We start from the raw sequence: 26,025 nt of genomic DNA on the forward strand, positions 1-26,025 counted from the left end.
CTGGTAGTGCCGGCCGCTGGCCGGCAACCCGACCTTCGCTGATTGCCGGCCAGCGGCCGGCACTACCATGCCGCTCCTGCTCTTGCCTTTGACTCCATCTCCGCGCCGCCGCAGGGAGCAGTCCTGCAGAGATTGATGGAAGGAACCAAAGCGACGAACGCGCACGCATTTCAATCCCGCCCCTTGACCTCAACCCTTGTTGAGGTGCGATAACGATCTCCCCACGGCCAGCCCTCTGGCCTTCCCCACGGAGATTGCTTCGATGTCGTACTCGCTTCCCCCGCTCCCCTACGCCTACGACGCCCTTGAGCCGCACTTCGATGCGCGCACGATGGAGATCCACCACAGCAAGCACCACCAGACCTACGTCAACAACCTCAACGCCGCCATCGAGCAGGCCGGCATCGCCGAACAGCCCGTCGAGGCGCTGATCGCCCACCTCGATACCGTACCCGAGGCGCAGCGTGGCGCGGTGCGCAACAACGGCGGTGGCCACGCCAACCACAGCCTGTTCTGGACCGTGCTCAGCCCCAACGGTGGTGCACCCGATGATGAACTGGCCGCCGCCATCGACCATGACCTTGGCGGCTTCAATGCCTTCAAGGACGCCTTCACCAAGGCCGCGCAGACCCGCTTCGGCAGCGGCTGGGCCTGGCTGACCAGCGATCGCGATGGCCGCCTGCAGGTGGAAAGCAGCGCCAACCAGGACAGCCCGCTGATGGGTGCAGGCGTCGGCCTGTCCGGCAACACCCCGATTCTCGCACTCGATGTCTGGGAACACGCCTACTACCTGCACTACCAGAACCGCCGCCCGGACTACATCGGTGCCTTCTTCAACATCATCAACTGGGCCGAGGTCGGCCGGCGCTACCGCCAGGCCCGGGCCTCATGAGCGGCGAGACACTGCCGTACGCCGGGCCGTGGGCGGGGGTCTTCCCCGCCCCGGCCCCGGTGCCGTCGGTCGAGATGCCGCCGCGTGCCCTGCGGCGGCTGCTCGGCCATTTCCCGACCGGGGTGGCCATCGTCTGCGCGCGCGATGCACAGGGCAAGCCTGTCGGCCTGACCATCAACTCGTTCGTACCGGTCTCGCTGCAGCCGCCGTTGGTGCTGTGGAACCTGGCGTTGCACGCACAGAGCCTGTCCACCTTCCAGCGCGCCACCCGCTTTGCGATCAGCGTGCTGGCGGCCGACCAGGAAGCGCTTGCCCGGCGCTTCGCCGATCCGCAGGTCCGCAACCGCTTCGACGGCCTGGCACTGCAGGATGACGACGAGAACGCCCCACCGCGCATCGCCGGTGCGGTCGCCCATCTCACCTGTACGCGCCACGCGCAGTGGCCGGTAGGCGATCACCTGCTGCTGGCTGGCCGCATCATCGAAGTGCACGAGAACGGCGGTGCGCCGCTGCTGTTCCATCGCGGCCGGTTCCAGCCTGGGCCGGCCGAACTGCTGGTGGAGGTGTGCGGATGAACGTCGAAGCTCTGGAATGCATGCTTGCCGCCGGCAAGGACGGCGCGCTGCTGCGCTTCGGCCTGGGCAAGGGCTGGCTGGATGCCGGCAACCCGGTGCGCGCGGCAACCCACCTGGGCCGCTGCGTGGTGCTTGATCCGCAGTACTCGGCGGCCTGGAAGCTGCTGGGCAAAGCCTGGCTGGCCAGTGGCCAGCCACAGGCGGCCCGTGAGGCATGGCAGCGCGGCTTGAGCGTGGCCGGCAGCAAGGGCGACCAGCAGGCACGCAAGGAAATGCAGGTGTTCCTGCGCCGCCTGGACCGCGAGCAGGCGGCCCTGGCGAAGGCGGGCTGAGTCGATCAGCCCGCGTTGGCCGATGCCGGTGCGGACATGATGTCCGGCATCGGCAGGCGGCGCGGCTTGCTCGGGAATGCGTGGCGCAGGATGCGCCAGACCACCTGGCCGAATTGGCGCGGCAGCGAGCCGTTGTTGTAGTGCTGGCCGTAGCGGCGGCAGATGTCCTTCACTTCCTTGGCGATGGCCGCATAGCGGTTGGCCGGCAGATCCGGGTAGAAATGGTGCTCGATCTGGTGGCTGAGGTTGCCCGACAGCACGTTGATCAGGAAGCCACCGCTGATGTTGGACGAACCGCGCAGCTGGCGCAGGTACCAGTGGCCGCGCGACTCATTGCGCAGGCACTCCTTGGGGAAGGTTTCCGATTCGGCGGTGAAGTGCCCGCAGAAGATGATCACGTAGGTCCAGATGTTGCGCAGGCCGTTGGCGACCAGGTTGCCCAGCATCACGGTGAGGAAGAACGGACCAGCCAGCAGCGGGAAGAACACGTAGTCCTTCAGCACCTGGCGCAGCATCTTGCGCGCCACCGGGCGGGTCTGCAGCCACATCGCACGGGCACTCATGCGGCCCTTCAGCCAGCGGCCAAGGCGAAGGTCCTGGGCGGCCACACCCCACTGGAACAGCAGTGCGAAGATCGGCGCGATGATCGGCTGCAGCAGGTAGAACGGCTTCCAGCGCTGTTCCGGGAAGATGCGCAGCAGGCCATAGCCGATGTCATCGTCCATGCCACGCACATTGGTGTAGGTGTGGTGGCGGAAATTGTGGGTCTTGCGCCAGTTGTCGGCGGTGGCAACGATGTCCCACTCGTAGGTATTGCCATTGAGCTTGGGATCACCGGTCCAGTCGAACTGGCCGTGCATCACGTTGTGGCCCAGCTCCATGTTCTCCAGGATCTTCGACAGCGCCAGCAGCAGCGTGCCGGTGATCGCGGCCGGCCACAGCAGCGGCATCCAGAACAGCGGCGAAAACGCCGCCAGGAACAGCAGGCCACGGCCACCCACGCCGAACCAGCGCACGGCGGCGGCCACGCGGCGGATGTAGCGGGTGTCGGAGGCGCCGAGGCTGCCGATCACACGGTCGCGGATCGCGTCGAGTTCCTCACCGAAGGCATGCATCTCGGCAGTACTCAGGGCACGGTCGGTAGCGCGGGTCATGGCAGGCGTCCTCAGAGATCCAGGGTCAGGTCGGTGGTCGGTGCGCTCACGCAGATCCGTACCGGCTGTGCCGATTCGGACTGCAGGTCGCCAGTGCGCAGGTGGCGGGTGGCGCCACTGACGCGGTCGCAGCTGCAGGTGTTGCAGATGCCCATGCGGCAACCGTGCTTGGGCTTGATGCCATGGGCTTCCAGGCTTTCCAGCAGCGAACGGCCACGCGGCACGCTCAGCTGGCGGCCACTGCGCGCCAGCGTCAGCGACACCTCGCCCTCGCTGCTGGCGTCACGCAGCGGCGCCGGCGGAGTGAACGCTTCCGCCTGGAAACCCGCGACCTGGTGCGCCAGGCGTTGGCGCGCAGCGGCAACGAATCCATCCGGGCCACAGGCCAGCACGTGGCGCTGCGCCAACGGGGTGTCATCGCCTGCCACCTGCAGATCGTGGGTATCGATGCGTGCGGCAGGCGCATCACCTTCGCGGGTGGTCAGCAGGTGCACGCGCAGGTTCGGCTGGCTGGCGGCCAACGCCTGCAGCTCATCACGGAACTGCAGGTGGGCGGCGCTGCGCTCCCAGTAGAACAGGTCCACCGGCGCGGCCAGCGGGCGCTGGCAGGCTTCGCGCAGCAGGCTGCGCATCGGCGTGATGCCACTGCCGGCCGCCAGCAGCAATACCGGCGCTGCGGCCGGCAACTGGAATTCACCGAACGCCGCCTCCAGGCGGAACAGCTCGCCCGGCTGCGCATGGTTCACCAGATGCTGGCTGACCCGGCCGCCGTCGACCGCCTTGACGGTGATCGCCAGTTCGCGCGGTCCCAGCACGGTGGGGCTGTAGCTGCGCTGCCACAGGCGTCCTTCAATCTCCACGCCCAGGGTGACGTGCTGGCCCGCGCGCATGCCGGCCCAGTGCCGGTTGGTGCGCAGGACCAGGGTCGCCGCGCCCTCGCCGGCCGGCTCGCGCCGGACCAGGCGGGCCACCGGCTCGCGCAGGGTCCACAGGGGATTGAGCTGGCCCGCCCAGAAATCGAACAGCGACGGCGAGACCCAGCGGTACGGAGAGAACAGGGACGGACGGACGACAGCGCTCATGGGCGCACTATACGGGCGCACATACACCTGTGTATACATGTGTATATTGAACCGGATTGGGTATGATTCAGCCTCGCCGCACCGGAACCCCCATGGCCGCCGCCACCGCCTTGTCGCCGCCCGAAGATGCCAACAGCCCGGCCCGCCGTACGGTGAGCCGCGAAGATCTGCTGGCCGCCGCCCTGAAGCTGATCGGGCCGCACCGCAGCCTGTCCACGCTCAGCCTGCGCGAAGTGGCACGCGAGGCCGGCATCGCGCCGAACAGCTTCTACCGGCAGTTCCGCGACATGGACGAACTGGCCGTAGCGCTGATCGACGCGGCCGGCCGCTCGCTGCGCACCATCATCGGCGAGGCGCGCCAGCGCGCCACCTCCACCGCCACCAGCGTGGTGCGGGTCTCGGTGGAGACCTTCATGGAACAGCTGCGCGCCGACGACAAGCTGCTGCACGTGCTGCTGCGCGAGGGCGCGGTGGGTTCGGACGACTTCAAGCACGCGGTCGAACGCGAGCTGCACTATTTCGAGGAAGAGCTGCAGCACGACCTGGTGCGCCTGGCCGCACTGGATGGCGCGGTGCTGCACGCTCCGGAACTGGTGGCCAAGGCCATCACCCGGCTGGTGTTCGCGATGGGCGCCACCGCCATGGATCTGCCGCCGGAGAAGGATCCGGAGCTGGTCGAACAGATCTCCACGATGATCCGCATGATCATTGTCGGCGCCCGCACGCCCGCCGCATTCCGCCGCGGCTGACGATCAGACCCCGCCTCCCCGCCTGTACGGCAACTCCATCCTGCGGACATGACCACCGGCAGGGTTGCGGTCTTTTTATGTAATGTTATAACACCACCATAATCTGACTCGACCAGCGCCCAGTCGTAATTGCTGCGGCTTCCTTATATAGCACTTGCTATCTTCATGAGCCGCTGCTTTCATACGCGTCAGCCAGGTCGCCCTCGCCGCCTTTCTTCCCCCAAGGACGACGCCCTCATGTGCTCCATGCCCCACCGCTTCCGACGGTTGCCGCTGGCCGCCGCCATTGCCCTGACCCTGCCGCTGCCTGCACTGGCCGACACTCCGAAACCGACCGAACTGGACCGTGTGCAGGTCAAGGTCAGCACTGCCACGCGCAGCGAACGCCTGCTGTCGGACGTGCCGATCCGCACCGAAGTGCTGCGCAAGGAAGACATCGCGCTGCGCGCGGCCACCGACTTCTCGCGCGCCGCCGAGCTGATCAACGGCCTGCGCGTGGAAAGCAACTGCCAGAACTGCAACACCAGCGAAGTACAGCTGCTGGGCCTGCCCGGCGCCTACAACCAGCTCCTGTTCGATGGCATTCCGCTGCTGTCCACGCTGGGCAGCGTGTACGGCCTGGAACAGATCCCGGCCGGGTTCGTCGACCGCATCGAAGTGGTCAAGGGCGGCGGCTCGGCGCTGTACGGCCCGGGCGCGGTTGCCGGTGTGATCAACCTGATTCCGCCGCTGCCGGCGCGCAGCGGTGGCCATGTACAGGCCGGCGTGGATGTGCTGAAGGGTACGCCGCAGAAGAACGCCGACGTGCGGCTGGACCTGGTTGCCAAGGACGCAGACGCCGGCCTGTCGGTGATTGCCCAGCGCAACTGGAACAGTGGCATCGACTACAACGGCGACGGCTACACCGAAATCACCCGCAAGAACCTCAAGGTCGGCGGGCTGCAGGCCTGGTACGCGCCCACGCCGGGCACGCGGTTGCGCCTGGACCTGCAGGTGACCGATGAAACCCGCCGCGGCGGCAACCGCCTGGACCAGCCCGAATACCTGGCCAACATCGCCGAATCGCTGGATACGAAATACCGGCGCGGCAGCGTGTCGTGGGACCAGGAGATCACTGCCGACGTCGATTTCCGCCTGGCCTATGCCTTCGCCGACATCGACCGCGACAGCTTCTATGGCGGCCTGGGCGACGTGGTCACCGATCCCTCGGCGCCCGGCTATGACCCGTTGCAGCTGGACCCCGACGTGGCCGGCAGCGCGGCCTCGCGTTCGTGGCGCCAGTACGGCCGCACCCACAACCCGCTGCACTACATCGACAGCCAGTTGAACTGGCGGCGGGGCGCGCATGCGCTGGCCTTCGGTGTGCAGTACAAGCACGAGGCGCTGCGCGACGACAACCGTACCGGTGACGGGCAGCGTCTCGCGGTGCTGGAGGATGCGACCTTCCACAACCTGGGCGCCTTCATCCAGGACGAGTGGAGCCTGCGCGACAACGTCGACCTGGTGCTGGGCGCACGCGTGGACAAGAGCTCGGAACTGGACAACGCGGTGTTCTCACCACGCATCGCGCTGGCCTGGCAGGCCACGCCGAACCTGAAGTGGCGCGCCGGCATCGCCACCGGCTTCCGTGCGCCGGAAATCTTCGTCGAGGATGTGCATGTCGATACGCTGGGCGGCGAACAGGTGCGCGTGCGCAACGCGGACGGTCTGAAAGAAGAGCGCGCGTTGACCACCCTGTTCGGCTTCGACTGGCGTTCGGACCCGGCCGATCCGGTGTGGAGCTGGGATGCCACCGCCTCCTATGCACGCATCCGCGACACCTTCGCGCTGGGCGAGATCCAGCGCGGCGATGACGGCCAGCTGAGCCAGCTGCGCTACAACGCCTCCGGCTCGAACGTGCTGGGTGCGGAAACCAACCTCGGCTGGCAACCCTCGCCGCAGTGGCGCCTGACCGCCGGTGCCTCGTGGTACCGCTCGCGCTTCCGCGAGCCGCAACGCATCTTCGACGACAGCGGCGACGGTGGCGACACCGTGATCGAAAGCCGCGATTACCTGAAGACACCGCGCTGGACCGGCCTGGCGCAGCTCAGCTGGATGCCGGCCGAACCGTGGGAAACCTTCGTCGCGCTGCGCCATACCGGGCCGATGTCGGTGCTGAACAACCGGCTGGGCGAGCTGCACCGCACGCGGTCATTCCTGGTCACCGACCTCGGTGCGCGCTGGCACCGGCATCTGGGCGCACAGGCGCAGCAGGAAGTGTCGGTGGCCGCGGGCGTCAAGAACGTATTCGACCAGCGCCAGAAGGACCTCGAAGTGGGGGCGCTGCGGGACAGCGACTATGTCTACGGGCCGCGCTTCGCGCGTTCGTGGTACGTCAACCTGCGCTATGCGTTCTGAAGCTCTGCGAGCGTTGTTGCTGGCCTGTGCCGTGCTGCTGGCCGCACCGGCGATGGCTGCGGACCTGCACGCGCAGGTCGCCGCCTCGTTGATGCGTCCCGAGCAGCGATCGCTGCGGCCGATGCAGTGGTCGCCGCCGCCGAAGCTGGTCGCGCTGTACTTCGGTGCCGACTGGTGCGCACCGTGCCATGCGTTCGTACCCACGCTGCGCAGCGTACGCGACATGTTGCGCGAGGCCGGGGCCGATACCGAAGTGGTCTACATCAGCCTGGATGAGAGCGAGGCCGCGCTTCGCCGCTACATGCACGCGCAGGACATGCCGTGGCCGGTACTGGACCCACGCCGCGCCGCGCGCATGCCGGCACTGCAGGCCTTAGCCGGGCTGGCCCCGCCGAATCTGGTATTGATCGATGCCGACGGCACGGTGCTGGCCAATGGCTGGCAAGGCCGGCGCTATGAAGGCCTGCAAGCGGTGTTGAAGGAATGGACGAAACGGGCCTGCGCGCAGGAACAGGCGCGCTGCCCCAACGGCGCCATCCAACCACGGTAGCGCCGGGCCATGCCCGGCGAAAGGCATGAACACGGCGACGCGCCCGCCGGGCATGGCCCGGCGCTACCGTTACGGCGCCCCGCCCTCGGCCTTCCGTACGAACGCCTCGAACAACGCCAGCGTCTGCTCGCTGACATGGTGCTCGATGCCCTCCGCATCACGCCGTGCGGTGTCTGCGTCCACGCCCAGCGCCAGCAGGAAACGCTCCACGGTCTGGTGGCGCTGGCGGCTGGCATGGGCCAGCGCCTCACCTTCCGGGGTCAGGAACACGCCACGGTACGGCCGCTGCACCACCCAGCCATCGCGGGCCAGGCGCCGCAGCATCTTCGCCACCGTAGGCTGGGCCACGCCCAGGCGCGTCGCGATGTCGACCTGGCGGGCCTCGCCGCCGTCGGCCAGCAGGTCCGAGATCAGCTCGACATAGTCCTCCACCAGCTCCATCCGGTGCGCCTCGCGCACTTGCCGGAAGCTCTCGACCTGGCGCTCGGCCTCGATCAAGGGGGTGCTCTTCAGCGATGTCGAATCGTCGGTCTTGCCCACGCCTGCGCCTGTCCTTCCGGGGTGATCCGGTGTTGAACCTGAATTCTGGACCAGTCACACGATAAAGACGATTGTTTCACATTGCTAATGACTATAGCAGTAGCTATATTCGGACCCATGAACACCCTGGTGCCCCGCGACCCTTCGGCCTCCACTCCGGCCAGCCTGGGTGCGCTCAACGCCTCAGTCGCGGTGCCCGACAAGGGCCATTGGTGGTTCCGCCTGCTGGCCTTCCTCGGCCCGGGCTACATGATCTCGGTCGGCTACATGGACCCGGGCAACTGGGCCACCGACCTCGCCGGTGGTTCGCGCTTCGGCTACCTGCTGCTGTCGGTCATCCTCATTTCCAACCTGATGGCGGTGATCCTGCAGGCACTGTCGGCACGGCTCGGCATCGCCACCGGCATGGACCTCGCGCAGGCCTGCCGCGCCCGCTACCCGAAGCCGGTGAACCTGGCACTTTGGGCGCTGTGCGAGGCGGCGATCATCGCCTGCGACCTGGCCGAGGTGATCGGCACCGCGATCGCGCTGAAGCTGCTGTTCGATCTGCCACTGCTGTGGGGTGCGGTGATCACTGCGCTGGATACGCTGCTGGTTCTGCTGCTGATGAACCGCGGCTTCCGCGCGCTGGAAGCGTTCGTGATCGCGCTGCTGATGGTGATCTTCGCCTGCTTCGTGGTGCAGATCGCGATGGCTGCCCCGCCAGTGATGGCGGTGCTGGGCGGGTTCATTCCGCGCGCTCAGGTGGTGACCGATCCGCACGCGCTGTACATTGCGATCGGCATCATCGGTGCCACGGTGATGCCGCATAACCTGTACCTGCATTCGTCCATCGTGCAGACCCGCGCCTACCCGCGCACGGATGAAGGCCGCCGCAGCGCACTGCGCTGGGCGGTCACCGACAGCACCCTTGCGTTGACGCTCGCATTGTTCATCAACGCCAGCATCCTGATCCTGGCGGCGGCCGTGTTCCATGCCAATGGCCGTTTCGACGTGGAAGACATCGAGCAGGCGCACCAGCTGCTGGCGCCGATGCTGGGCCTGGGTGCGGCGGCGACGCTGTTCGCCGTGGCCTTGTTGGCCTCGGGCCTGAACTCGACGGTGACCGCGACGCTGGCCGGCCAGATCGTGATGGAAGGTTTCCTGCACCTGCGGATGCCGCCGTGGCTGCGACGGCTGATCACACGAGCGCTGGCGATCATTCCGGTGGTGGTGGTCATCCTGCTGTTCGGCGACCAGGGCGCGGTGAAGCTGCTGGTGCTGAGCCAGGTGGTGCTGTCGATGCAGCTGCCATTCGCGATCATCCCGCTGGTACGGATCGTGACCGACAAGGTGACGATGGGCGCGCTGGTGGCCCCGCGCTGGCTGGGCGCAATCGCCTGGGTGATCGCGCTGTTGATCGTGGTGTTGAACGTGAAGCTGCTGGTGGACACCTTCAGCGGCGCATAGCGCGAAATGACAATGTCGCCTTTGTAGCGTCGAGCCATGCTCGACTCATCGCACACCGCACGAACAGCAGCCGAGCATGGCTCGGCTCTACAAATGCAACGCGATCGCGGCCTCGATCTGCTGCGGCGACTGGAACCCGGCCAGGCGCGCGCGTTCGTCGCCATCACGGAACAGAGACAGCGTCGGCGTCTGCCGCAGCCCCAGTTCCCTGAAGAACGCCTCACCCAGCACCTCCAGCTGCACGCGCAGCAACGTGGTGCCCTGCCCCGCGACGCTGTTGGCCACCCGGTGCAGCGACATCTCCAGCATCCGGCACCCCGGGCACTGGTCCTTGTGGAAATCCACCAGCACCCGCGGGTGCTCGGCCAGCAGCTGCTGGAACTGCTCAGGCGTGGTGGCGTCGATGATCTGCATCGTGGTTGCTCCAGTAGTGGGCCAGGACCGCATCGGTCCAGGCGTCGATGGCTGCGGCGTGACGCTCGCCATGCGGCATCTGCTCGATCTCGAGCGGCGGATAGTCGCTGCGGAAATAGCGGATCAGCCGGTGCACGGCGCCGCAGTAGTACTCCTGCCCCCACTGCGTTTCGCCGGTACCGAACACCGCCAGCTGGCGTGGCTGCTGACCGCGCTCGGCAATGCCGGCCACCCACGCCTTCATCTCCGCTGGCGTGCGCCCGGCGTTGTCGGTCCAGCAGCCCAGCAGCACCAGGTCGGCCTCGTTGGCCGCCAATGAGGGGGCCTGACGCAGGTCGTCGGCCTCCTGCCAGTGCACCGCATGACCTGCCGCGCGGCAGCGCTCGGCGATCTGCCGGCCGAGCTCGCGGGTATTGCCGCTCAAGGAGGCGACCACCATCAGGATGCTCAGCGCGGCGCTGGGCTCAGAGATCGTCGAAGCCGTTGTCGACGTTGGTCTTCTTGTAACTTGCATTGCGCATCTCGAAGAAGTCGGTCTTGGTCTCGGTGAAGTTGTCGGCGTAGGCCCGGATCCATGGCATCACGTTGTCGGTGGTGTCGCTGTACAGGCGCTCGATGCCGAGCATGCCGGCCATCTTGTTGGCCCGGTACTTCACGTAGCGCGTCATCTCGTCCACGTCGATGCCATCGATGCCATCCAGCACCTCCGACGACCACTGCGTCTCAAGCTCGATGGCATGTTCGAATGACTGGTGCACATAGGCGGTCAACTCATTGGTCTGCAGCTCGGGGTTTTCGCCGATGATGGCGCGGATCAGCTCGCTGATGAACTTGGTATGGGCCAGCTCGTCGCGATTGATGAAGCTGATGATCTTGCCGGTGCCGTTCATGCGGTTCTGCCGCACCATGTTGTAGAAGTACGCGAACCCGGAATAGAAATTGATGCCCTCCAGGATCGAGGACTGGATCAACGACTTGAGCAGGGTCTCGGCGGTCTTCTCGCGCATGAAGTCGTCGTACGCACCCATGATCGGGGCATTGCGCTTGATGATGGTCGGGTGGGTGCGGGCGATCTCGAAGATCCGGTTCTGGTTCGGCAGGTCGGTGATCGAGGCCAGCACGTAACTGTAGCTCTCGTTGTGGATCACTTCCTGCTGGCCGATGATCGCCGCGTTGGCATGTGCAGCCGGGTCGGTGATGTACTCGGCCACGTTGTAGATGAAACGGGTCTGCGGTGAGTCGAGCGTGGCCAGCAGGCCGATGATCGAATCGTAGGCGTTCTTTTCGCGCCCTGACAGCTCGCCGTACTGGCGCGCGTCCAGCTTCATGTCCACCTCGTCGGGAATCCAGAAGTTGGTCGACAGCTCCTTGTAGGCCCGATAGAACGAGGGGTACGGAATGTCGTTCCAGTTGAGGATGCCGCTGGTCTGGCCGTTGATGATGCCGGTGCTGCGGTTGGGATGGCGCGGTTCGAGGATCTTGATGCGGTCGAGGGGGGTTGCCATGGGCTTCTGCCTTCGTTCTCTTTCTATCGTGTTGCCGGCCAGCGGCCGGCACTACCTTGGGTCGCCGGTGGTCAGCTGGCGCACCACTCGCATTCGCTGATGTCGATGTCGTTGGAGCGCACGTAATAGGTGGTCTTCAGGCCTTCGCGCCAGGCGCTCAGGTGCAGCTCCAGCAGCGTGCTCGCACGGACGGTGCTGGGCACGTACAGGTTGAAACTGATCGACTGGTCGACATGGCGCTGGCGGCGCGCGTTCTGGCGCACGCTGGCGAACTGGTCGACCTTGTAGGCGCCCTTCTCGTAGTACGGCCAGGTCTCCAGCGACAGTCCCGGTGCTGCCACCGGCCGCCGGAAGTCCTTCTTCTCCTCGTAGTAGAACGCGCTGTAGATCGGGTCGATCGAAGCGGTGGAACCGGCAATCTGCGCGGTGCTCATGTTCGGCGCCACGGCCAGCAGCCATCCGTTGCGCAGGCCGTGCGTGGCGACCTCGCGGGCCAGGCTGTCCCAGGCCGCGCCGCTGTAGCCCCGGTCACTGAAGTAGCGTCCGTTGTGCCAGTCGCTGCCGGCGAACATCGGGTAGCTGCCCTTCTCCTGCGCCAGTTGCGCGCTGGCCTGGATGGTCAGGAAGTTGATGCGTTCGTAGAGACGGTCGGCCAATTCTTCGGCATCCGGAGATTCCCACTGGATGGCCTGCTGCGCCAGCAGGTGGTGCCAGCCGAACGTGCCCAGGCCGATGGCGCGGTACTTGCGGTTGGTGATCGTGGCCTGCGGCACCGGCAACGCGTTGAGGTCGATCACGTTGTCGAGCATGCGCACCTGGATCGGGATCAGGCGCTCCAGCACATCGGTGGCCAGCAGGTCATCAGGTGCACTGATCGCGCGGCCGAGGTTGATCGAGGAGAGGTTGCAGACCACGAAGTCACCGGCACGGCGCGTGGTGACGATCTGGTCGCCGCTGACGATCTCCTGGATCATCCGCGTCGGGCTCATGTTCTGCAGGATCTCGGTGCACAGGTTGCTGGAATAGATCATGCCCGCGTGCTTGTTCGGATTCCTGCGATTGACCTCGTCGCGGTAGAACAGGAACGGGTTGCCGGTCTCCAGCTGGCTGAGCATGATCCGCTTGAACAGATCGATGGCCTTCACCGTTCGGCGGCTGATGCGCTCATCGGCCACCAGCTCGGCATAGCGGTCGCGGAAGCTGCCCGAACCGCGCTTCTCATCGTAGAAGTCCTGCAGGTACCAGCCCTTGGCCTGCTTCACCTCGTGCGGGTCGAACAGGTACCAGTCGGCGCGGCGCTCGACCGCTTCCATGAACAGGTCGGGTACGCACACCGAGGTGAACACATCGTGCGCGCGCAGGCGCTGGTCGCCGTTGTTGAGGCGCAGGTCCATGAAGGCTTCGATGTCGCGGTGCCAGATGTCCAGGTACACCGCCACCGCGCCCTTGCGCTGGCCAAGCTGATCAACCGACACCGCCGTGTTGTTGAGCTGCTTGATCCACGGCACCACGCCGCCGGAGGAATTGGCCACGCCACGGATCGGTGCGCCGCTGCTGCGCACGTAGCCCAGGTAGGCGCCAACGCCGCCGCCGTGCTTGGACACGCGCGCGATATCGGTGTTGGAGTCATAGATGCCCTGCAGGCTGTCGTCCACCGTGTCGATGAAGCAGCTGGACAGCTGGCCGCCCACCTTGCCGGCGTTGGCCAGGGTTGGCGTAGCCACCGTCATGTACAGGTTGGACAGCGCCCAGTACGCCTCGCCGACCAGCTGCATGCGGCGTTCGCGCGGCTTTTCCTCCTGCATCAGGTACAGCGCGATGGTCAGCCAGCGCTCCTGCGGCAGTTCATAGACCTCGCGGCTGCGGTCGCTGGCCAGATAGCGCGTGGCCAGCAGGTACAGGCCGTTGTAGGCGAACAGGCGGTCGCGTTCCGGATCGATCATCTCACCGGCCTGCTGCAGCTCTTCCTTCGAATAGCAGCGCAGGATGTCGTTGCTGTAGATGCCGCGGTCAGCCAGGCTTTCCTGCAGGCCCACGTAAGAGCCGTACTTCAGGCTGACATCGTAGAAGCGGTTGCGGCTGGCACGCTTGTACAGGCGGCGCAGGTAGATGCGCGCGGCGAACTGTTCCCACTCGGGCGCGACCAGGTCCACGCGCGATTCGGCCTCGCGGATCAACAGATCGACCAGGTCATCGGCGCTGAGGCTGGGCTTGCGCTCGACCATTGCCTGCACCACGCGGCGATAGTCGGTCACATCCAGCTGCGGGAACTCGGCATGCACGGCATCGATGCTGCGCTGCAGGCGCTCGGCGTCGAACGGCAGGCGGCGGTTGCCGGCCTCCTTGGTGATCCAGGTCGGTATGCGCTCGCCACCGGCGCGCAAGGCGTCGCCAGCGCCGGCCGGATCGGCCACGCGGAAGGTACTGTCGGTCATGGTGGTGAAACTCCAGGCTCGCACGCGCATTGGCGGTCGATGCCATGGCGGCCCTGGACGCGATACCGGCGCACGGGGCGAACGGGTGGATTGCCAGGGTACGGGAACGTAGGTCGTCGGCATCTGCCTGCGCCTGCGGCCGGTATCCGGGCCGTGGGGGCGACCTGCGTCCGCACGGTGGCGGCCGCGTCGACACGGCAAGCCTTCAGGGGCGGGCCGCGGGACGTTTGCTGCATGTCCGGCGGCGGCGGCTGACCGGGAGTGACGGGCACAACATAGTGGGGATACTCCAAACCGTCAACACAAGATGCGGTAATCACGACATGCCGCGACGATCCGTCGCAGGACGCCGTGTTGCAACGGCGACACCTTGTCGACATCCCCTGCGTCCCCAGTTCGCTACAACATCACTTTCTTCGGAACATCGCTCATGCGCGCTGCCCAGTACCCCTCCTTCGGCGATCCGGCCGACGTCCTTGCCATTGCCGATGCGCCGCTGCCTGAGCCCGGCCCCGGCGAGGTGCGCATCCGCACCGTGCTGGCCTCGATCCACAACCACGACCTGCTGACCGTGCGTGGCCTGTACGGCTACAAGCCGACCCTGCCGGCCATCGCTGGCAGTGAGGCACTGGGCGTGGTCGATGCACTGGGCGAAGGGGTCCAGGGCCTGCAGATCGGCCAGCGCGTGGCCGCCGCCTCGGTGCACGGCACCTGGGCCGAAGCATTCATCGCACCGGCACGCATGGTGATTCCGATGCCGGACGCCATCCCCGACGAAATGGCCGCACAGCTGATCGCGATGCCGCTGAGCGCGCTGATGCTGCTGGAATTCCTGCACGTCGAAGCAGGCCAGTGGATCGTGCAGAACACCGCCAACGGCGCGGTCGGCAAGTCGCTGGCGATGTTGGCGAAGGCGCGTGGCGTGCATGTGGCCAACCTGGTGCGCAATGCCGATGCGGTCGCGCAGTTGCAGGCGCTGGGCGTCGATCATGTGTTCGACACCTCGGTGGACGGATGGAAGGAACGCGTGCGCGCAGCCACTGGCGAAGCACAGGCCGCGGCCGCAGTGGATTCCATCGGCGGCGACGCCAGTGGCGATCTGGTCGACCTGCTCGGCCACCACGGCACGCTGGTGTCGTTCGGTGTGATGAGTGGCGAGCCGATGCACATTCCTGCCGGCGGCCTGATCTACAAGGAGGCCACCGTGAAGGGCTTCTGGGGCAGCAAGGTCAGCCAGGCGATGGCGGTGGAAGACAAGCGTCGGCTGGTCGGCGAACTGCTGAAGCGCGCCGCTGGCGGCGAGCTGACGCTGCCGGTGGAGCAGATCTTCGCGCTGGACGACATCGCCGAGGCAGTGAAGGTCGCAGGAGGCTCGGGTCGCAACGGCAAGGTGCTGCTGCAGCCTTGATGGGCTGGCATTGCCTTCTGTAGAGCCGAGCCACGCTCGGCTGCCTTCCGGTCAGTGCGCGGAGCCGAGCGTAGGCTCGGCTCTACAGGAGCGTGCGCACCAATGCTCCGCACTCCTCGCACCGTTCGTTAAGAACCTGTGATGTATAACTGAATGCGCTTTCGTCATTGGAAGGCGCATGTACCTGCGTGCGGTACTGACGGCTCCTCCCCCGTTCGGCGTCGTCGCTTCCATGTACCGCACCACCCTGAACCTGCTTGCCGGCGCGATCGCGCTGGTCCTCACCGCCGGCGCTGCCGGCGCCGCTGAAACCGCCGATGCCGGCAAGGACAGCACCACCCTCGGCACCGTGCTGGTGACCGGCTCCAACATCAAACGCAGTGATACCGCCGGGCCGAACCCGGTGCAGATCGTCAGCCGCGAACAGATCGAGCAGACCGGCCGCTCCACCCTCACCGACGTGCTGCGCAACCTGTCGGCCAATGCCGGCAACAGTTTCGACGAGCAGTACACCGGCAGCTTCGCCGCCGGCTCGGCTTCGATCGGCCTGCGTGGCCTGTCGCCGAAGAACACGCTGGTGCTGGTCAACGGCTATCGCGTGTCCAACTTCGGCTTCGCGCTCAACACGCAGGACACCTTCGTCGACCTCAACGCGCTGCCGATCAGCGCGGTCGAACGCATCGAAGTGCTGAAGGATGGCGCCTCGGCGGTATACGGTTCCGATGCCATCGCCGGCGTCATCAACATCATCCTGCGAAAGAACTTCCAGGGCGTGGAAGTCGGCGGCGGCTTCGGCACCGCGACACAGGGCGGCCTGGACGAACGCAAGGCCAACCTGCTGGCCGGCTTCGGTGACCTCGAACAGCAGGGCTGGAACGTGTTGTTCGGGCTGGACCTGCTCAAGCGCGATCGGCTGGATGCCGACCAGCGCGCCTACACCCGCAGCGGCGATTTCCGCGACAGGCCCGGTGGCCGTCTGGCCGGCTGGTCCACCGCCGGTGGCAACTGGCTGTCCAACCCGCGCGCACCCCAGCCGTTCTCCAGCTGCCCCGACGGCAGCCAACTGCGCCCTTACAGCGATTTCGGCAGTACCCTGCCCGGCCAGGCCTGCGCCTTCAATGCACAGCCATTCAAGACCCTGCAACCCGGCGCCGAGCGCCTGCAGGCCTCGTTGAGCGCGACCTACCGCTTCAATGAAAGCGTCGAGGCCTTCGCCGACGTACTGTACAGCCACAACAAGGCCGACCAGATCTTCAGCGCGCCGCTGACCGTCGGCCCCGGCCTGCGCGCGTACAACCCGGCCACCGGCACCCTGATCGACGTGCCGGCGGTGCTGCCGGTCGGCCACCCGAACAACCCGGGCAGCACGCCGCTGCCGTTCGAGTACACCTTCTTCGATCTGGGCCCGCGCCTGAAGGACAACACCCAGGTGTTCTACCGCGCCCTGGCCGGCGTGCGTGGCAGCGGCGAGCGCTGGGACTGGGAAGTGGCGGCACTGACCTCGCAGAGCGCGCAGCGCGAGTACGTCGACAACTTCGTCAACCGCTACGCGTTCGAGCAGATCCTGCGCGATGGCAGCTACAACTTCCTCAACCCGTCCAGCACGCCGGGCGCGCTGGATGCGCTGCGCCTGCAGACCAAGCGCCCGGGCTGGTACAAGCTGCACGCGTTGAACGTAAAGGCCTCGACCTCGCTGTGGGAACTGCCGGCCGGTACGGTCGGCTTCGCCTGGGGTGCCGAGTTCCGCAAGGAATCGCTGGATGCGCGTACCAGTGCACAGGTGCTGTCGGGCACCGAACTGCGCCCGGCCATCAACGTGGTCAACGGCGAGCGCCAGGTCAGCGCCGCCTACGCCGAACTGAGCGTGCCGCTGCACCGCACGCTGGAACTGCAGGTGGCCGGTCGCGGTGACCACTACGATGACTTCGGCAAGGCGTTCTCGCCGAAGCTGGCGTTGCGCTGGCAGCCGCTGGACAGCCTGCTGCTGCGTGGTTCGTTCTCGCGTGGCTTCCGCGCCCCCTCGCTGCCGGAAATCGCACCGGGCCAGACCGTCAGCTACGGCTCGGTGATCGATCCGCTGGATCCGCTGCAGCCCGGCGGCAGCCGTGGCGTCACCAACATCCGCACCGGCAACCCGGACCTGAAGGCCGAGCGCTCGCGCAACTTCAACGTGGGTGCGGTGTGGTCACCGGATGGCGATACCAGCATCGGCCTGGACTGGTACCGCATCGAACAGGACAACCTGGTCAAGCCGGACAGCGCGCAGTTCATCGTCGACAACCCGACGCTGTTCCCCGGCCGCGTGCAGCGTGATGCACAGGGACGCATCCAGTTCATCACCAACCAGTACGCCAACCAGGGCGAGCTGACCACCTCCGGACTGGACCTGGAAGCCAACCGCACCTTCCGCACCGAAGGCTGGGGCAACTTCACCGTCGCCGGCAGCTGGACCCACCTGCTCAGCTTCAAGCAGCCGCTGGTGGCCGGCCAGGCACCCTATGACGGCGCCGGCAACAACCGCCACGGCGCGCTACCGCGCACCCGCGGCACCACCTCGCTGAACTGGGCGGTGGGCGACTGGAGCAGCACGCTGAGCCTGCAGTACGTGAGCGGCTACGACCAGCGCGTGGCGACGGCGACCAGCAATCCGGGGCTGCGCGACCGCATCAAGCCGTATCACCAGCTGGACATGTACGTGGCGTACGAGGGCATTCCGAAGACCACGCTGTCGCTGTCGGTGCTGAACCTGACCGACAAGGATCCGCCGTTCGACCCGGCCGGTGGCTCCAACGGTTTCGACATCAGCCAGTACAACCTGCGCGGGCAGTTCGTCTCGCTGGGTGCGCGCTACCGGTTCTGATTCGGCAACGGGGCGGCGGTGATGCGCCGCCCCGTTCGCGTTGCCGGCCAGCGGCCGGCACTACCATCACCGGCTCAGGTGCAGGAACTGCAGGTGCCGTTCGTACTGGCTGATGATGTCGTTGATGATCTGCTTGCGGCTGTAGCCCACCAGGTCGTAGTCCTGGCTGCCTTCGAACAGATGCACTTCAGCGCGGTAGTAGCGCTGGTTGCGCAGCTGCTGTGCGGCGAACGACGGGGTCAGGTAGCCGCTCAGGATCACCCGGTACAGGAAGTCCTGCTGTTCGCCGTGATTGACCGTCAGCTCCATGTCGCCGGCCTCGAAGCGGGTGGATACATCCCAACCCTGCCCGCGCAGCTGTTCGGCCACCGCTTCCATCGCCGGCTTCACCGTATCGTCCATGAAGCGGTAGACCTGGTCGCGCACCGGGAAGTGCATGGCCTGGCTCAGGCGCTGGCGCCAGCCCTGGTGATGGCGGTCGTCGCCGATCAGCGGCGAGGGCCGGTACTGCAGCGCGCGCTTGCGGTGCGACTCGTCACTGAAGGCGCGGGTCAGACCCCACATCATCAGCAGCAGGATCGCCGAGAACGGCAGCGATGCCAGCACCACCGCCGATTTCAATGCATCGATGCTGCCGGCCAGCAACAACCCGGCGGTCAGCACCGCGATCACCGTGCCCCAGAACACGCGCAGCCAGCGCGGACCATCGTCCTCGGGCGATCCACCATGCGACGACAGCGTGGACAACACCACCGCCCCCGAATCAGCGGAGGTCACGAAGAAGATGAAGCTCACCAGCACCGTCACGGCGATCACCGTGCGGCTCCACGGGTAGCCATCCAGCAGTGCATACAGCACCGTCGGTGGATCATCCACCGCCAGCTGCGCCAGTTGTTGCTGGCCGTGGTGCAGCACCTGGTCCAGCGCGCTGTTGCCGAAGATCGACAGCCAGGCCAGGGTGAAGCCGAGCGGGATCAGCAGCACCCCGAATACGAATTCGCGGATGGTGCGGCCCCGTGAGATGCGGGCGATGAACAGGCCGACGAACGGCGCCCAGCCGATCCACCAGGCCCAGTAGAACACCGTCCAGCCGCCCAGCCATTCCGGGCGACCGCCGTAGGCGTAGACGTCGAAACTCTTGCCGACCACGCTGCCCAGGTAATCGCCCAGGTTCTGCATCAAGGTACTGAACAGGTACTGCGTCGGGCCGGCAAACAGCATGAACAGCACCAGCGCGATCGCCAGCAGCATGTTGATGTTGGCCATCCAGCGCACACCCTTCTCCACGCCTGAAACCGCCACGGCCACCGCCGCGCCCATCATGCTGACCACCAGGGTGATCTGCACCAGGTTGGAATGCGGAATGTCGAACAGGTGCGACAGGCCGGCATTGAGGTGCAGCACGCCGAAGCCCATGTCGGCGCCGATGCCGAATACGGTCGCGACGATGCCCAGCGCATCCACGGTGTAGCCGATCGGGCCGTTGATGCGCTTGCCGATCAGCGGGTACAGCGCCGAGCGCAGGGCCAGTGGCAGGTTGTGGCGATAGGCGAAGTAGGCCATCGCCATCGCCGCCAGTGCGAACACGCCCCAGCCGTGCAGGCCCCAGTGCAGGAACAGCAGCTGCATGGCTTGGCGCGCGCCAGCCTCGCCTGCGGCCGGATCGCCCTGCGGCGGCTGCAGGTAGTGGGTCAGCGGCTCGGAGACGCAGAAGAAGAACAGGGTGATGCTGATGCCGGCGGCGAACAGCATGCCGGCCCACGAGAGGTAACTGAACTCCGGCTCGTCATGGTCGGCACCCAGCTTGATGCCACCGTACTTGGACAGCGCCACGCCCACCACGAACACCAGGTACAGGGTCATGGCCAGCAGGTAGTACCAGCCGACGTTGAGGGCGGCCCAGTCCTGTGCCTTGAGCAGAAGGCGGCCCGCGCCGAGCGGGAACAGGCTGACGAACAGCGCGAACGCCACGACAACGATCGCCGCGAAGGCGAACACAGGCCGAAGGGTGCGCACCGGGGATTGTTGCGGCTCCAGTACGTCCATGGGGCGGCGTTCTCCGGTAGATCAAAGGGTTAGCCGACCGATTCTGGCTGAACCGCAGTGGACAGAGCATGAAGTTGCGGCCTGCGGTCGCAGGCCCGTCCGCTCATTCCGTGGTATCACGCGCGCGCCGGAGCGCAACCTTGCCCGCGCGGGCCGCGGTGCGGCCACGCGCATCCTGTCCGATCACGACATTACATGCACCGCACACAGCTTGTTGCCATCCGGGTCACGCAGATAGGCCAGGAACACCTGCCGACCGGACATGTTGCGGACGCCGGGCGGATCTTCGATTGCGCTGCCACCGTGAGCCACGCCAGCTTCCTGCCAGGCACGCACGGCCTCTGCACTGCCCAGACTGAAACCGATGGTGCCGCCGTTGGCATGGCACGCTGGTTGCCCATCGATCGGCGCGGTTACACCGAACATCCGCCCATCCTTGAAGTACAGCAGCCGTCCCTTCTCGTCGAATACGCCCGCACGCGCGTCCATCGCGGCGAACAGGGCGTCGTAGAAGCGACGTGCGGCATCCATGTCGTTCGTTCCTACGGTGATGTGGCTGAACATGCGGGCACTCCATGTGGAAAACCGCAGTGTCGATGAGCAAGGGCGACTTCGCAAATCGCTGCATCATCGCCGCCCCGCTCGCGACCGGGCGTGCTGCTACTTGGCGGTGCTGAGCAGCAGTACCGCCGCCGTGACCAGGGCGATGCCAACCCAGCCGATCGGCCGCAGGCGGTTGCCGAACAACAGGCGGCCGCAGGTGGCGGTGCCGATCACGCCGATCGCCCCCCACATCGCATAGGCCGTGGCCAGATCCATGTAGCGCACGGCCTGGCCCAGCAGGGCGAAGGCGATCCAGACCAGGACGATCGCACCGACGCCCCAGCGCCAACGACGGAAACCCTGCGACTTGGCCACCATCATGTTGGCGGCGACGTCGATCAGCGCCGAGCAGATCACGAAAAACAGGGCCAGGGTGTTCATCAGTGCGCCTCCCCGAGGGTGACGCAGACGATGCCGGCCACCGCCAGCATCAGGCCGGCCAGCTGCTGCAGCGACAGGCTCTCGCCGAACACGGTGAGGCCGACCACGGTCAGCAGGGTCAGGCCGAGGCCTTCCCACACCGCGTAGGCCACGCCCACAGCAATGCGGCGCACCGACTGCGCGAGGAAGAAGTAGGACAGCGCCAGCGCGCCGGCCATGATCAGGTAGCCGCTCCAGCCGCCGTCGCGGGCGGCATGGGCCATGAACGAGGTGCCGACCACCTCGGCGATGATCGCCACGGTCAGGCAGGCCCAGGCGGCCAGCGCGCCACGGGCGGGAACAGTACGGGACATGTGAAGCTCCTTGCAGGGCGGGGACCGCGCCGCCTCTTCAATGGGTCCACGGCATGCGTGGAGGGTCCGGAACGCCCGCAGACAGGGGCGACGGCGGCCAGTATCATCGCCTTTTACGGTGGTACCAAAATGGATCCCATCGACAGGAGCGATGGATCAATGCCCTATTCCCCCGAATCCCTGCAGGCCTTCGTGGAAGCGGCCGCGCTGGGCTCGTTCTCGGCGGCGGCGCGCCGCCTGCGCAAGACGCAGTCAACGGTCAGTACCGCCATTGCCCATCTGGAGGCCGACCTGGGCGTGAGCCTGTTCGACCGCAGCGGGCGTTACCCCCAGTTGACCGAGGCCGGGCGCCAGGTGCTCGGCCATGCCCAGGAAATCCTCGCCGCCGATGCCCGCCTGCAGCAGTTGAGCGTGCGCCTGGCCGCGCCGGTCGAAGCGCGGCTGACGGTGGTGTTTTCCGATGTGTACCAGCTCGATCCGGAGCAGCGCGTGCTGCAGCGCTTTGCCGAAGCATTCCCGGAGATCGAACTGGAATGGCTGGATGCCGAAGGCGATGACGTGCTGGAGCTGGTCGGCAGCGGCCGCGCCGCGCTGGGCCTGCTGCCGCAACAGGAAAGCTATCCGGATGGCCTGATGGCCCGGCCGTTGGCCCATCACAGCGAACTGTCGGTGTACGTGGCGCGCGAGCACCCACTGGCCAACGCCGGCCGTCGCAGCGCCGCACAGCTGGCGCGGCACCGGCAGGTGCGATTGAGTGCGGAGGTCGATCAATCCCACATCGTCACCGGCCTGGCCTGGACCGCCACCGACTATCTGATGGTGATGGAGATGGCCGAGGACGGCATCGGCTGGGCCGAGCTGCCGCGGGCACTGGTGCAGCGTTACGACCGCGGGCGACTGGTGGAACTGACGCTGCCCGGCTGGCCGCGGCGCATCCACAGCGACCTGCTCTGGCGCCGCGACGCGCCGCCGGGACCGGCCGCACTGTGGTGGGCCGACGCGTTGGGATGACACGAAAAAGGGGACGGAGGGGATTAAGTCGTTTGTGCCACAAACGACTTAATCCCCTCCGTCCCCTTTTCAGTTGCCGGCCAGCGGCCGGTACTACCGGTCAACGATGGGCGAGCGCGTAATCCAGCGCCGCGCACACCGCGGCCACCTGCGCGTCGTTGCACTGCTGCGGGGTCGCCCGTGGGCTGTCCGGGTAGACCTCGGTGGTGGTGGTGAACTTCGCACCGGTGATGCCCGCGCACAGTCCGAGCTTCACCAGCGGATACTCGATCACGCCGTGGGCGATCACCGGCGAACCGATGATCTCGCCTTTGTCATCGGCGGGGGCGATATGGGTGACCTTCTCTACGGCGGCGATGACCGCCTGCTGGAAGGCTGGCTGCGGGTTCTCGCTGTCATCCACCAGGTAGAAGCCATCGGGGATCAGGCCCGGCTCGAAAGGCTTGCCGTCACGTGCGGCCAGCGCCGGGCGGAATTCGCTCTCGTCGCTGTCGGTGGTCTCGTGCAGGTCGATGTGCAGCACGAACTGGCCCTTGTCAGGCGCGATCAGCTCGATCAACGCGGTCGACTCACGGGCCGGACCATCCGTGCGGAAGTTGCGGTTCGGGTCGATCGCATCGAAGTTCCAGCGGTTGATGCGCTCGAAGCCCCACGGATTCACGCACGGCGCAACCAGCAGGTTGGCCTTGCCGGCATAGTCAGCGGCGTGCTCCTCGAGGAATTCCAGCGCGCCCATCACGCCGCTGGTCTCATAACCGTGCACGCCGCCGGTGACCAGCGCGGCGGGCAGCGCCGGGTTCCAGTCGCGGCTGCGCAGGGCGAACAGGGTGTAGCTCTCGCCGGCGTAGTCGAGCTGACCATAGGCCACCTTGTCGAAGCGCGAGGCCAGCGACTCGATCCGCGGCAGCACCTCCTTGTCGTACCGACGCAGGCGCTGCTGGCGGCCACGCCACAGCTCCCGTTCCGCCGCTCCCCACGGTTGACCAGGGGTTCCGACGGGGTAGAAGGCGGCTTGGGACATGGCGGATTCTCAGCGAGTCAGGAAACAATCGCCCACTCTATCACCGGGGCACAGGCATGAACCGGGGGCGCATTCCAATAGCGAATGGAATCAGCAATAATTCTCATTTGCGACCTTCCACACCCTCTACCGATGGCCATCCACGCCCTGCAACCGGCCCGCCTGCCCCTGGCCGCCACCCTCGCCCTGTGCCTGCTTCCGGCCACCCGCGCCTTTGCCCAGGACAGCGCCACTACGCTGGACAGCATCCAGGTCTCGGGCAGCTGGCTGGGCACCGGCCTGCATGACAGCGTCAAGCGCTTTGCCGGCGCGCGCACGGTGGTCGACCGCCAGCGCATCGAGGCCAGCGGCGCGGCCAGCATCGGTGATGCCATGCGCCGCATCCCCGGCGTGCAGGTCACCGACAACTCCGGCACCGCCGGCAGTTCCGTGTCGCTGAACATCGGCGTGCGTGGCCTGACCGGCCGCTACTCGCCGCGTTCGACCGTGCTGCTCGATGGCGTGCCGCTGGCGGTGGCACCGTATGGGCAGCCGCAGCTTTCGTTCGCGCCGGCCAGCCTGTCAAACATCGAATCGATCGACGTGGTGCGTGGCGGCGGCGCGGTACGCTACGGCCCGCAGAACGTGGGCGGCATCATCAACTTCAGTACCCGTGCCATTCCCACCGGCACCGGCCTGCATGGCGAAGCCGGTGTGCGCTACACCGCCTACGACCACGGCGGCGGCGACAGCACCCAGTACAACGCCTTCCTCGGCGGCACCGGCGACAATGGCCTGGGCGCGGCCCTGCTGTACTCCGGCCAGGACGGCCGCGGCTGGCGCCAGGGCAGCGATGACCGCTTCAACGATCTCGCACTGAAGTTCGCTTACGCGATCGACGAACAGCAGGAGCTGCGCGCCAAGCTCTCCTACTACGACGTGCGTTCACTGACCCCGGGCGGCCTGACCCGCGCCCAGTACGAGGCCGACCCGTTCCAGAACACCCGCCCCACTGATTTCTGGAAGGGCCACCGCACCGGCATCGACCTGGGCTACACCAACACGTTGTCGGCCGACAGCGAGTTCGAGGTGCTGGCCTATTACAACGAAAGCAGCCGTGCCAGCTCGCTGATCAACGCCGCCAACACCCAGCTGACCGTGCAGCCGCGTGACTACCGCGTGCTCGGCATCGAGCCACGCTACACCCAGCGCCTGCACTGGGGCGCCAGCGTGCACGACATCACTGCCGGCTACCGCTTCCTGCGCGAGCGTGGCAACGACCGCAGCTACACCGTCACCCGCCGCACCGGCGTGGCCAGCGCCACCAACCGCTTCGACAACGCCACCGACGCCCACGCGTTCTACATCGACGACCGCATTGCGATCGGCCAGTGGCGGATCACCCCGGGCGTGCGCATGGAATGGATCGACATGGACCGCCGCCAGGCCGCGGGCGCGGCGACCTTCACCAGCCGCAACGACAAGGCCCTGCCCTCGCTCAACATCGCCTACCTGCTGACGCCGCAGCTGACCGTGTTCGGCAACTACACCACCTCGTTCGGGCCCGTGCAGAACATCCAGCTCAATTCGCAGACGGCCAGCAACCCGCTGAATCCGGAAGTGGCCAGGACCACCGAGCTGGGTGCGCGCTGGCAGGACGGCGCACTGCGCGCGGAAGTGACCGTGTTCAAGATGCGCTTCGACAACCAGATCCTGCAGGTGCCGGGCATCACCCCGCCAACCTTCCAGAACATCGGCGCCACCGACCACAAGGGCGTGGAGAGCGCGGTGGAGTACCACTTCACCGAGGACAGTGCGCTGGCCGGGCTGGAGCTGTACGCCAACTACACCTGGACCAAGGCGATCCAGCAGTCCGGTGACAACCGTGGCCTGGACGTGCCGTTCTACTCCCGCGACACCGACAGCGTCGGCGCCCGCTACACGCTCGCCGGGTGGACCTTCAATGTCTCCAGCACCCACCAGAGCGGCCAGTTCTCCGATGCCGCCAACACCTGGGAAGAAACCGCCGATGCGCGCGTGGGCCGCGTGCCGGGCGTGCGCCTGTGGAACGCGCAGGTGTCCTGGCAGGTGCCGGGCCTGGGTGACAGCGAGATCGCGATGGGCGTGAACAACCTGGCCGACAAGCGCTGGTACACCCGCAACGTCGATGGCAACGCCGGCCGCATGGTGGCCGCACCGCGCACCTTCTACGTGCAGGGCCGCTACCGCTTCTGAAGCGGTAACCGCCCGATGCAGTGACGGTGACGATCACGGTGGCGGCGTATCATG

General features: G+C 66.7%; 23 protein-coding genes. 11 read left to right on the forward strand and 12 right to left on the reverse strand.

Annotated elements, in window-relative coordinates; genetic code table 11:
- The first annotated feature begins 262 nt into the window (after positions 1 to 262).
- Genes ACMGRF_RS09560 through ACMGRF_RS09570 form a run of 3 tightly spaced genes read left to right on the forward strand, consistent with a single transcriptional unit; the run spans position 263 to position 1,799 of the window.
- Complete coding sequence (locus tag ACMGRF_RS09560; protein ID WP_262256924.1) at positions 263 to 892, forward strand: superoxide dismutase; 630 nt, start codon at positions 263 to 265, stop codon at positions 890 to 892.
- The gene (locus tag ACMGRF_RS09565) at positions 889 to 1,467 is read left to right on the forward strand and encodes a flavin reductase family protein (RefSeq protein WP_180880155.1); all 579 of its coding nucleotides are present in this window, start codon (positions 889 to 891) and stop codon (positions 1,465 to 1,467) included. Before ACMGRF_RS09560 ends, ACMGRF_RS09565 begins: the two co-directional genes overlap by 4 nt.
- Complete coding sequence (locus ACMGRF_RS09570) at positions 1,464 to 1,799, forward strand: tetratricopeptide repeat protein (protein WP_049414974.1); 336 nt, start codon at positions 1,464 to 1,466, stop codon at positions 1,797 to 1,799. Before ACMGRF_RS09565 ends, ACMGRF_RS09570 begins: the two co-directional genes overlap by 4 nt.
- 5 nt (positions 1,800 to 1,804) lie before the next feature.
- Here the strand turns inward: ACMGRF_RS09570 and ACMGRF_RS09575 are convergent, their stop codons facing one another.
- Together ACMGRF_RS09575 and ACMGRF_RS09580 are read right to left on the reverse strand one after the other, a co-directional pair.
- Complete coding sequence (locus tag ACMGRF_RS09575; RefSeq protein WP_005416924.1) at positions 1,805 to 2,953, reverse strand: fatty acid desaturase family protein; 1,149 nt, start codon at positions 2,951 to 2,953, stop codon at positions 1,805 to 1,807.
- A gap of 11 nt (positions 2,954 to 2,964) precedes the next feature.
- Positions 2,965 to 4,035 carry a ferredoxin reductase gene (locus tag ACMGRF_RS09580; protein WP_180880158.1) on the reverse strand — a complete coding sequence of 357 codons (1,071 nt, stop codon included), beginning with the start codon at positions 4,033 to 4,035 and terminating at the stop codon, positions 2,965 to 2,967.
- 92 nt (positions 4,036 to 4,127) lie between these two features.
- Between ACMGRF_RS09580 and fabR the strand changes: the two genes are divergently transcribed.
- The 3 genes from fabR (at position 4,128) to ACMGRF_RS09595 (ending at position 7,731) form a co-directional block, all read left to right on the forward strand.
- Positions 4,128 to 4,784 carry an HTH-type transcriptional repressor FabR gene (fabR, locus tag ACMGRF_RS09585; protein WP_049439070.1) on the forward strand — a complete coding sequence of 219 codons (657 nt, stop codon included), beginning with the start codon at positions 4,128 to 4,130 and terminating at the stop codon, positions 4,782 to 4,784.
- Positions 4,785 to 5,030: 246 nt separating this feature from the next.
- Complete coding sequence (locus ACMGRF_RS09590; protein ID WP_262256927.1) at positions 5,031 to 7,181, forward strand: TonB-dependent receptor plug domain-containing protein; 2,151 nt, start codon at positions 5,031 to 5,033, stop codon at positions 7,179 to 7,181.
- Positions 7,171 to 7,731: a thioredoxin-like domain-containing protein gene (locus ACMGRF_RS09595; protein ID WP_100478283.1), complete on the forward strand. Its 561-nt coding sequence runs from the start codon at positions 7,171 to 7,173 to the stop codon at positions 7,729 to 7,731. The genes ACMGRF_RS09590 and ACMGRF_RS09595 overlap by 11 nt, the downstream gene beginning before the upstream one ends.
- A 69-nt stretch (positions 7,732 to 7,800) precedes the next feature.
- Here ACMGRF_RS09595 and mntR read toward each other — a convergent pair whose 3' ends face one another.
- Positions 7,801 to 8,271 carry a manganese-binding transcriptional regulator MntR gene (gene mntR / locus ACMGRF_RS09600; RefSeq protein ID WP_005413716.1) on the reverse strand — a complete coding sequence of 157 codons (471 nt, stop codon included), beginning with the start codon at positions 8,269 to 8,271 and terminating at the stop codon, positions 7,801 to 7,803.
- 117 nt (positions 8,272 to 8,388) lie between these two features.
- On the opposite strand from mntR, the gene ACMGRF_RS09605 reads away from it, so the two are divergent.
- Positions 8,389 to 9,720, forward strand: coding sequence for an Nramp family divalent metal transporter (locus ACMGRF_RS09605; protein WP_099488218.1), 1,332 nt, complete (start codon positions 8,389 to 8,391; stop codon positions 9,718 to 9,720).
- An 87-nt stretch (positions 9,721 to 9,807) separates the two neighbouring features.
- On the opposite strand, the gene ACMGRF_RS09610 is transcribed toward ACMGRF_RS09605, so the two are convergent.
- The 4 genes from ACMGRF_RS09610 to ACMGRF_RS09625 form a co-directional block, all read right to left on the reverse strand.
- A complete protein-coding gene (locus tag ACMGRF_RS09610; protein ID WP_049414983.1) occupies positions 9,808 to 10,134 on the reverse strand; it encodes a thioredoxin family protein in 327 nt (108 codons plus the stop codon).
- On the reverse strand, positions 10,106 to 10,573 hold the full coding sequence (locus tag ACMGRF_RS09615; protein ID WP_080354738.1) for a flavodoxin: 468 nt from the start codon (positions 10,571 to 10,573) through the stop codon (positions 10,106 to 10,108). The genes ACMGRF_RS09610 and ACMGRF_RS09615 overlap by 29 nt, the downstream gene beginning before the upstream one ends.
- A gap of 25 nt (positions 10,574 to 10,598) precedes the next feature.
- Positions 10,599 to 11,639: a ribonucleotide-diphosphate reductase subunit beta gene (locus ACMGRF_RS09620; RefSeq protein WP_049414984.1), complete on the reverse strand. Its 1,041-nt coding sequence runs from the start codon at positions 11,637 to 11,639 to the stop codon at positions 10,599 to 10,601.
- A gap of 71 nt (positions 11,640 to 11,710) precedes the next feature.
- The gene (locus tag ACMGRF_RS09625; RefSeq protein ID WP_111191235.1) at positions 11,711 to 14,074 is read right to left on the reverse strand and encodes a ribonucleoside-diphosphate reductase subunit alpha; all 2,364 of its coding nucleotides are present in this window, start codon (positions 14,072 to 14,074) and stop codon (positions 11,711 to 11,713) included.
- A 430-nt stretch (positions 14,075 to 14,504) separates the two neighbouring features.
- Between ACMGRF_RS09625 and ACMGRF_RS09630 the strand changes: the two genes are divergently transcribed.
- Together ACMGRF_RS09630 and ACMGRF_RS09635 are read left to right on the forward strand one after the other, a co-directional pair.
- Positions 14,505 to 15,482 carry a zinc-binding dehydrogenase gene (locus ACMGRF_RS09630; protein WP_099488225.1) on the forward strand — a complete coding sequence of 326 codons (978 nt, stop codon included), beginning with the start codon at positions 14,505 to 14,507 and terminating at the stop codon, positions 15,480 to 15,482.
- A 232-nt stretch (positions 15,483 to 15,714) separates the two neighbouring features.
- Positions 15,715 to 18,342 carry a TonB-dependent receptor gene (locus ACMGRF_RS09635; RefSeq protein ID WP_099488328.1) on the forward strand — a complete coding sequence of 876 codons (2,628 nt, stop codon included), beginning with the start codon at positions 15,715 to 15,717 and terminating at the stop codon, positions 18,340 to 18,342.
- A gap of 66 nt (positions 18,343 to 18,408) precedes the next feature.
- Here the strand turns inward: ACMGRF_RS09635 and betT are convergent, their stop codons facing one another.
- The 4 genes from betT to ACMGRF_RS09655 form a co-directional block, all read right to left on the reverse strand.
- On the reverse strand, positions 18,409 to 20,388 hold the full coding sequence (gene betT, locus ACMGRF_RS09640; protein ID WP_049435891.1) for a choline BCCT transporter BetT: 1,980 nt from the start codon (positions 20,386 to 20,388) through the stop codon (positions 18,409 to 18,411).
- A 183-nt stretch (positions 20,389 to 20,571) separates the two neighbouring features.
- Positions 20,572 to 20,952 carry a VOC family protein gene (locus tag ACMGRF_RS09645; RefSeq protein ID WP_005416954.1) on the reverse strand — a complete coding sequence of 127 codons (381 nt, stop codon included), beginning with the start codon at positions 20,950 to 20,952 and terminating at the stop codon, positions 20,572 to 20,574.
- Positions 20,953 to 21,048: 96 nt separating this feature from the next.
- Positions 21,049 to 21,372, reverse strand: coding sequence for a DMT family transporter (locus ACMGRF_RS09650; RefSeq protein WP_049413939.1), 324 nt, complete (start codon positions 21,370 to 21,372; stop codon positions 21,049 to 21,051).
- The gene (locus tag ACMGRF_RS09655) at positions 21,372 to 21,725 is read right to left on the reverse strand and encodes an SMR family transporter (RefSeq protein ID WP_005416959.1); all 354 of its coding nucleotides are present in this window, start codon (positions 21,723 to 21,725) and stop codon (positions 21,372 to 21,374) included. Before ACMGRF_RS09655 ends, ACMGRF_RS09650 begins: the two co-directional genes overlap by 1 nt.
- A 159-nt stretch (positions 21,726 to 21,884) precedes the next feature.
- Between ACMGRF_RS09655 and ACMGRF_RS09660 the strand changes: the two genes are divergently transcribed.
- Positions 21,885 to 22,736 (forward strand): LysR family transcriptional regulator, encoded by an 852-nt coding sequence (locus ACMGRF_RS09660; RefSeq protein WP_049413941.1) that lies wholly within the window; start codon positions 21,885 to 21,887, stop codon positions 22,734 to 22,736.
- 100 nt (positions 22,737 to 22,836) lie between these two features.
- Here the strand turns inward: ACMGRF_RS09660 and ACMGRF_RS09665 are convergent, their stop codons facing one another.
- A complete protein-coding gene (locus tag ACMGRF_RS09665; RefSeq protein ID WP_049435345.1) occupies positions 22,837 to 23,757 on the reverse strand; it encodes a M14 family metallocarboxypeptidase in 921 nt (306 codons plus the stop codon).
- Positions 23,758 to 23,889: 132 nt separating this feature from the next.
- Between ACMGRF_RS09665 and ACMGRF_RS09670 the strand changes: the two genes are divergently transcribed.
- Entirely contained in the window at positions 23,890 to 25,971 is a 2,082-nt protein-coding gene (locus ACMGRF_RS09670) for a TonB-dependent receptor family protein (RefSeq protein WP_099488229.1), read from the forward strand.
- Positions 25,972 to 26,025 lie beyond the last annotated feature (54 nt).

Origin of the sequence: Stenotrophomonas sp. EMP41, assembly GCF_047495535.1 — a bacterium.
GTDB lineage: Bacteria > Pseudomonadota > Gammaproteobacteria > Xanthomonadales > Xanthomonadaceae > Stenotrophomonas > Stenotrophomonas sepilia.

Coding starts and splice junctions, on each gene's coding strand:
- ACMGRF_RS09560 (WP_262256924.1), top strand. CDS start 263: ATGTCGTACTCGCTTCCCCCGCTCCCCTACGCCTACGACGCCCTTGAG.
- ACMGRF_RS09565 (WP_180880155.1), top strand. CDS start 889: ATGAGCGGCGAGACACTGCCGTACGCCGGGCCGTGGGCGGGGGTCTTC.
- ACMGRF_RS09570 (WP_049414974.1), top strand. CDS start 1,464: ATGAACGTCGAAGCTCTGGAATGCATGCTTGCCGCCGGCAAGGACGGC.
- ACMGRF_RS09575 (WP_005416924.1), bottom strand. CDS start 2,953: ATGACCCGCGCTACCGACCGTGCCCTGAGTACTGCCGAGATGCATGCC.
- ACMGRF_RS09580 (WP_180880158.1), bottom strand. CDS start 4,035: ATGAGCGCTGTCGTCCGTCCGTCCCTGTTCTCTCCGTACCGCTGGGTC.
- fabR (WP_049439070.1), top strand. CDS start 4,128: ATGGCCGCCGCCACCGCCTTGTCGCCGCCCGAAGATGCCAACAGCCCG.
- ACMGRF_RS09590 (WP_262256927.1), top strand. CDS start 5,031: ATGCCCCACCGCTTCCGACGGTTGCCGCTGGCCGCCGCCATTGCCCTG.
- ACMGRF_RS09595 (WP_100478283.1), top strand. CDS start 7,171: ATGCGTTCTGAAGCTCTGCGAGCGTTGTTGCTGGCCTGTGCCGTGCTG.
- ACMGRF_RS09605 (WP_099488218.1), top strand. CDS start 8,389: ATGAACACCCTGGTGCCCCGCGACCCTTCGGCCTCCACTCCGGCCAGC.
- ACMGRF_RS09610 (WP_049414983.1), bottom strand. CDS start 10,134: ATGCAGATCATCGACGCCACCACGCCTGAGCAGTTCCAGCAGCTGCTG.
- ACMGRF_RS09615 (WP_080354738.1), bottom strand. CDS start 10,573: ATGGTGGTCGCCTCCTTGAGCGGCAATACCCGCGAGCTCGGCCGGCAG.
- ACMGRF_RS09620 (WP_049414984.1), bottom strand. CDS start 11,639: ATGGCAACCCCCCTCGACCGCATCAAGATCCTCGAACCGCGCCATCCC.
- ACMGRF_RS09625 (WP_111191235.1), bottom strand. CDS start 14,074: ATGACCGACAGTACCTTCCGCGTGGCCGATCCGGCCGGCGCTGGCGAC.
- ACMGRF_RS09630 (WP_099488225.1), top strand. CDS start 14,505: ATGCGCGCTGCCCAGTACCCCTCCTTCGGCGATCCGGCCGACGTCCTT.
- ACMGRF_RS09635 (WP_099488328.1), top strand. CDS start 15,715: ATGTACCGCACCACCCTGAACCTGCTTGCCGGCGCGATCGCGCTGGTC.
- betT (WP_049435891.1), bottom strand. CDS start 20,388: ATGGACGTACTGGAGCCGCAACAATCCCCGGTGCGCACCCTTCGGCCT.
- ACMGRF_RS09645 (WP_005416954.1), bottom strand. CDS start 20,952: ATGTTCAGCCACATCACCGTAGGAACGAACGACATGGATGCCGCACGT.
- ACMGRF_RS09650 (WP_049413939.1), bottom strand. CDS start 21,372: ATGAACACCCTGGCCCTGTTTTTCGTGATCTGCTCGGCGCTGATCGAC.
- ACMGRF_RS09655 (WP_005416959.1), bottom strand. CDS start 21,725: ATGTCCCGTACTGTTCCCGCCCGTGGCGCGCTGGCCGCCTGGGCCTGC.
- ACMGRF_RS09660 (WP_049413941.1), top strand. CDS start 21,885: ATGCCCTATTCCCCCGAATCCCTGCAGGCCTTCGTGGAAGCGGCCGCG.
- ACMGRF_RS09665 (WP_049435345.1), bottom strand. CDS start 23,757: ATGTCCCAAGCCGCCTTCTACCCCGTCGGAACCCCTGGTCAACCGTGG.
- ACMGRF_RS09670 (WP_099488229.1), top strand. CDS start 23,890: ATGGCCATCCACGCCCTGCAACCGGCCCGCCTGCCCCTGGCCGCCACC.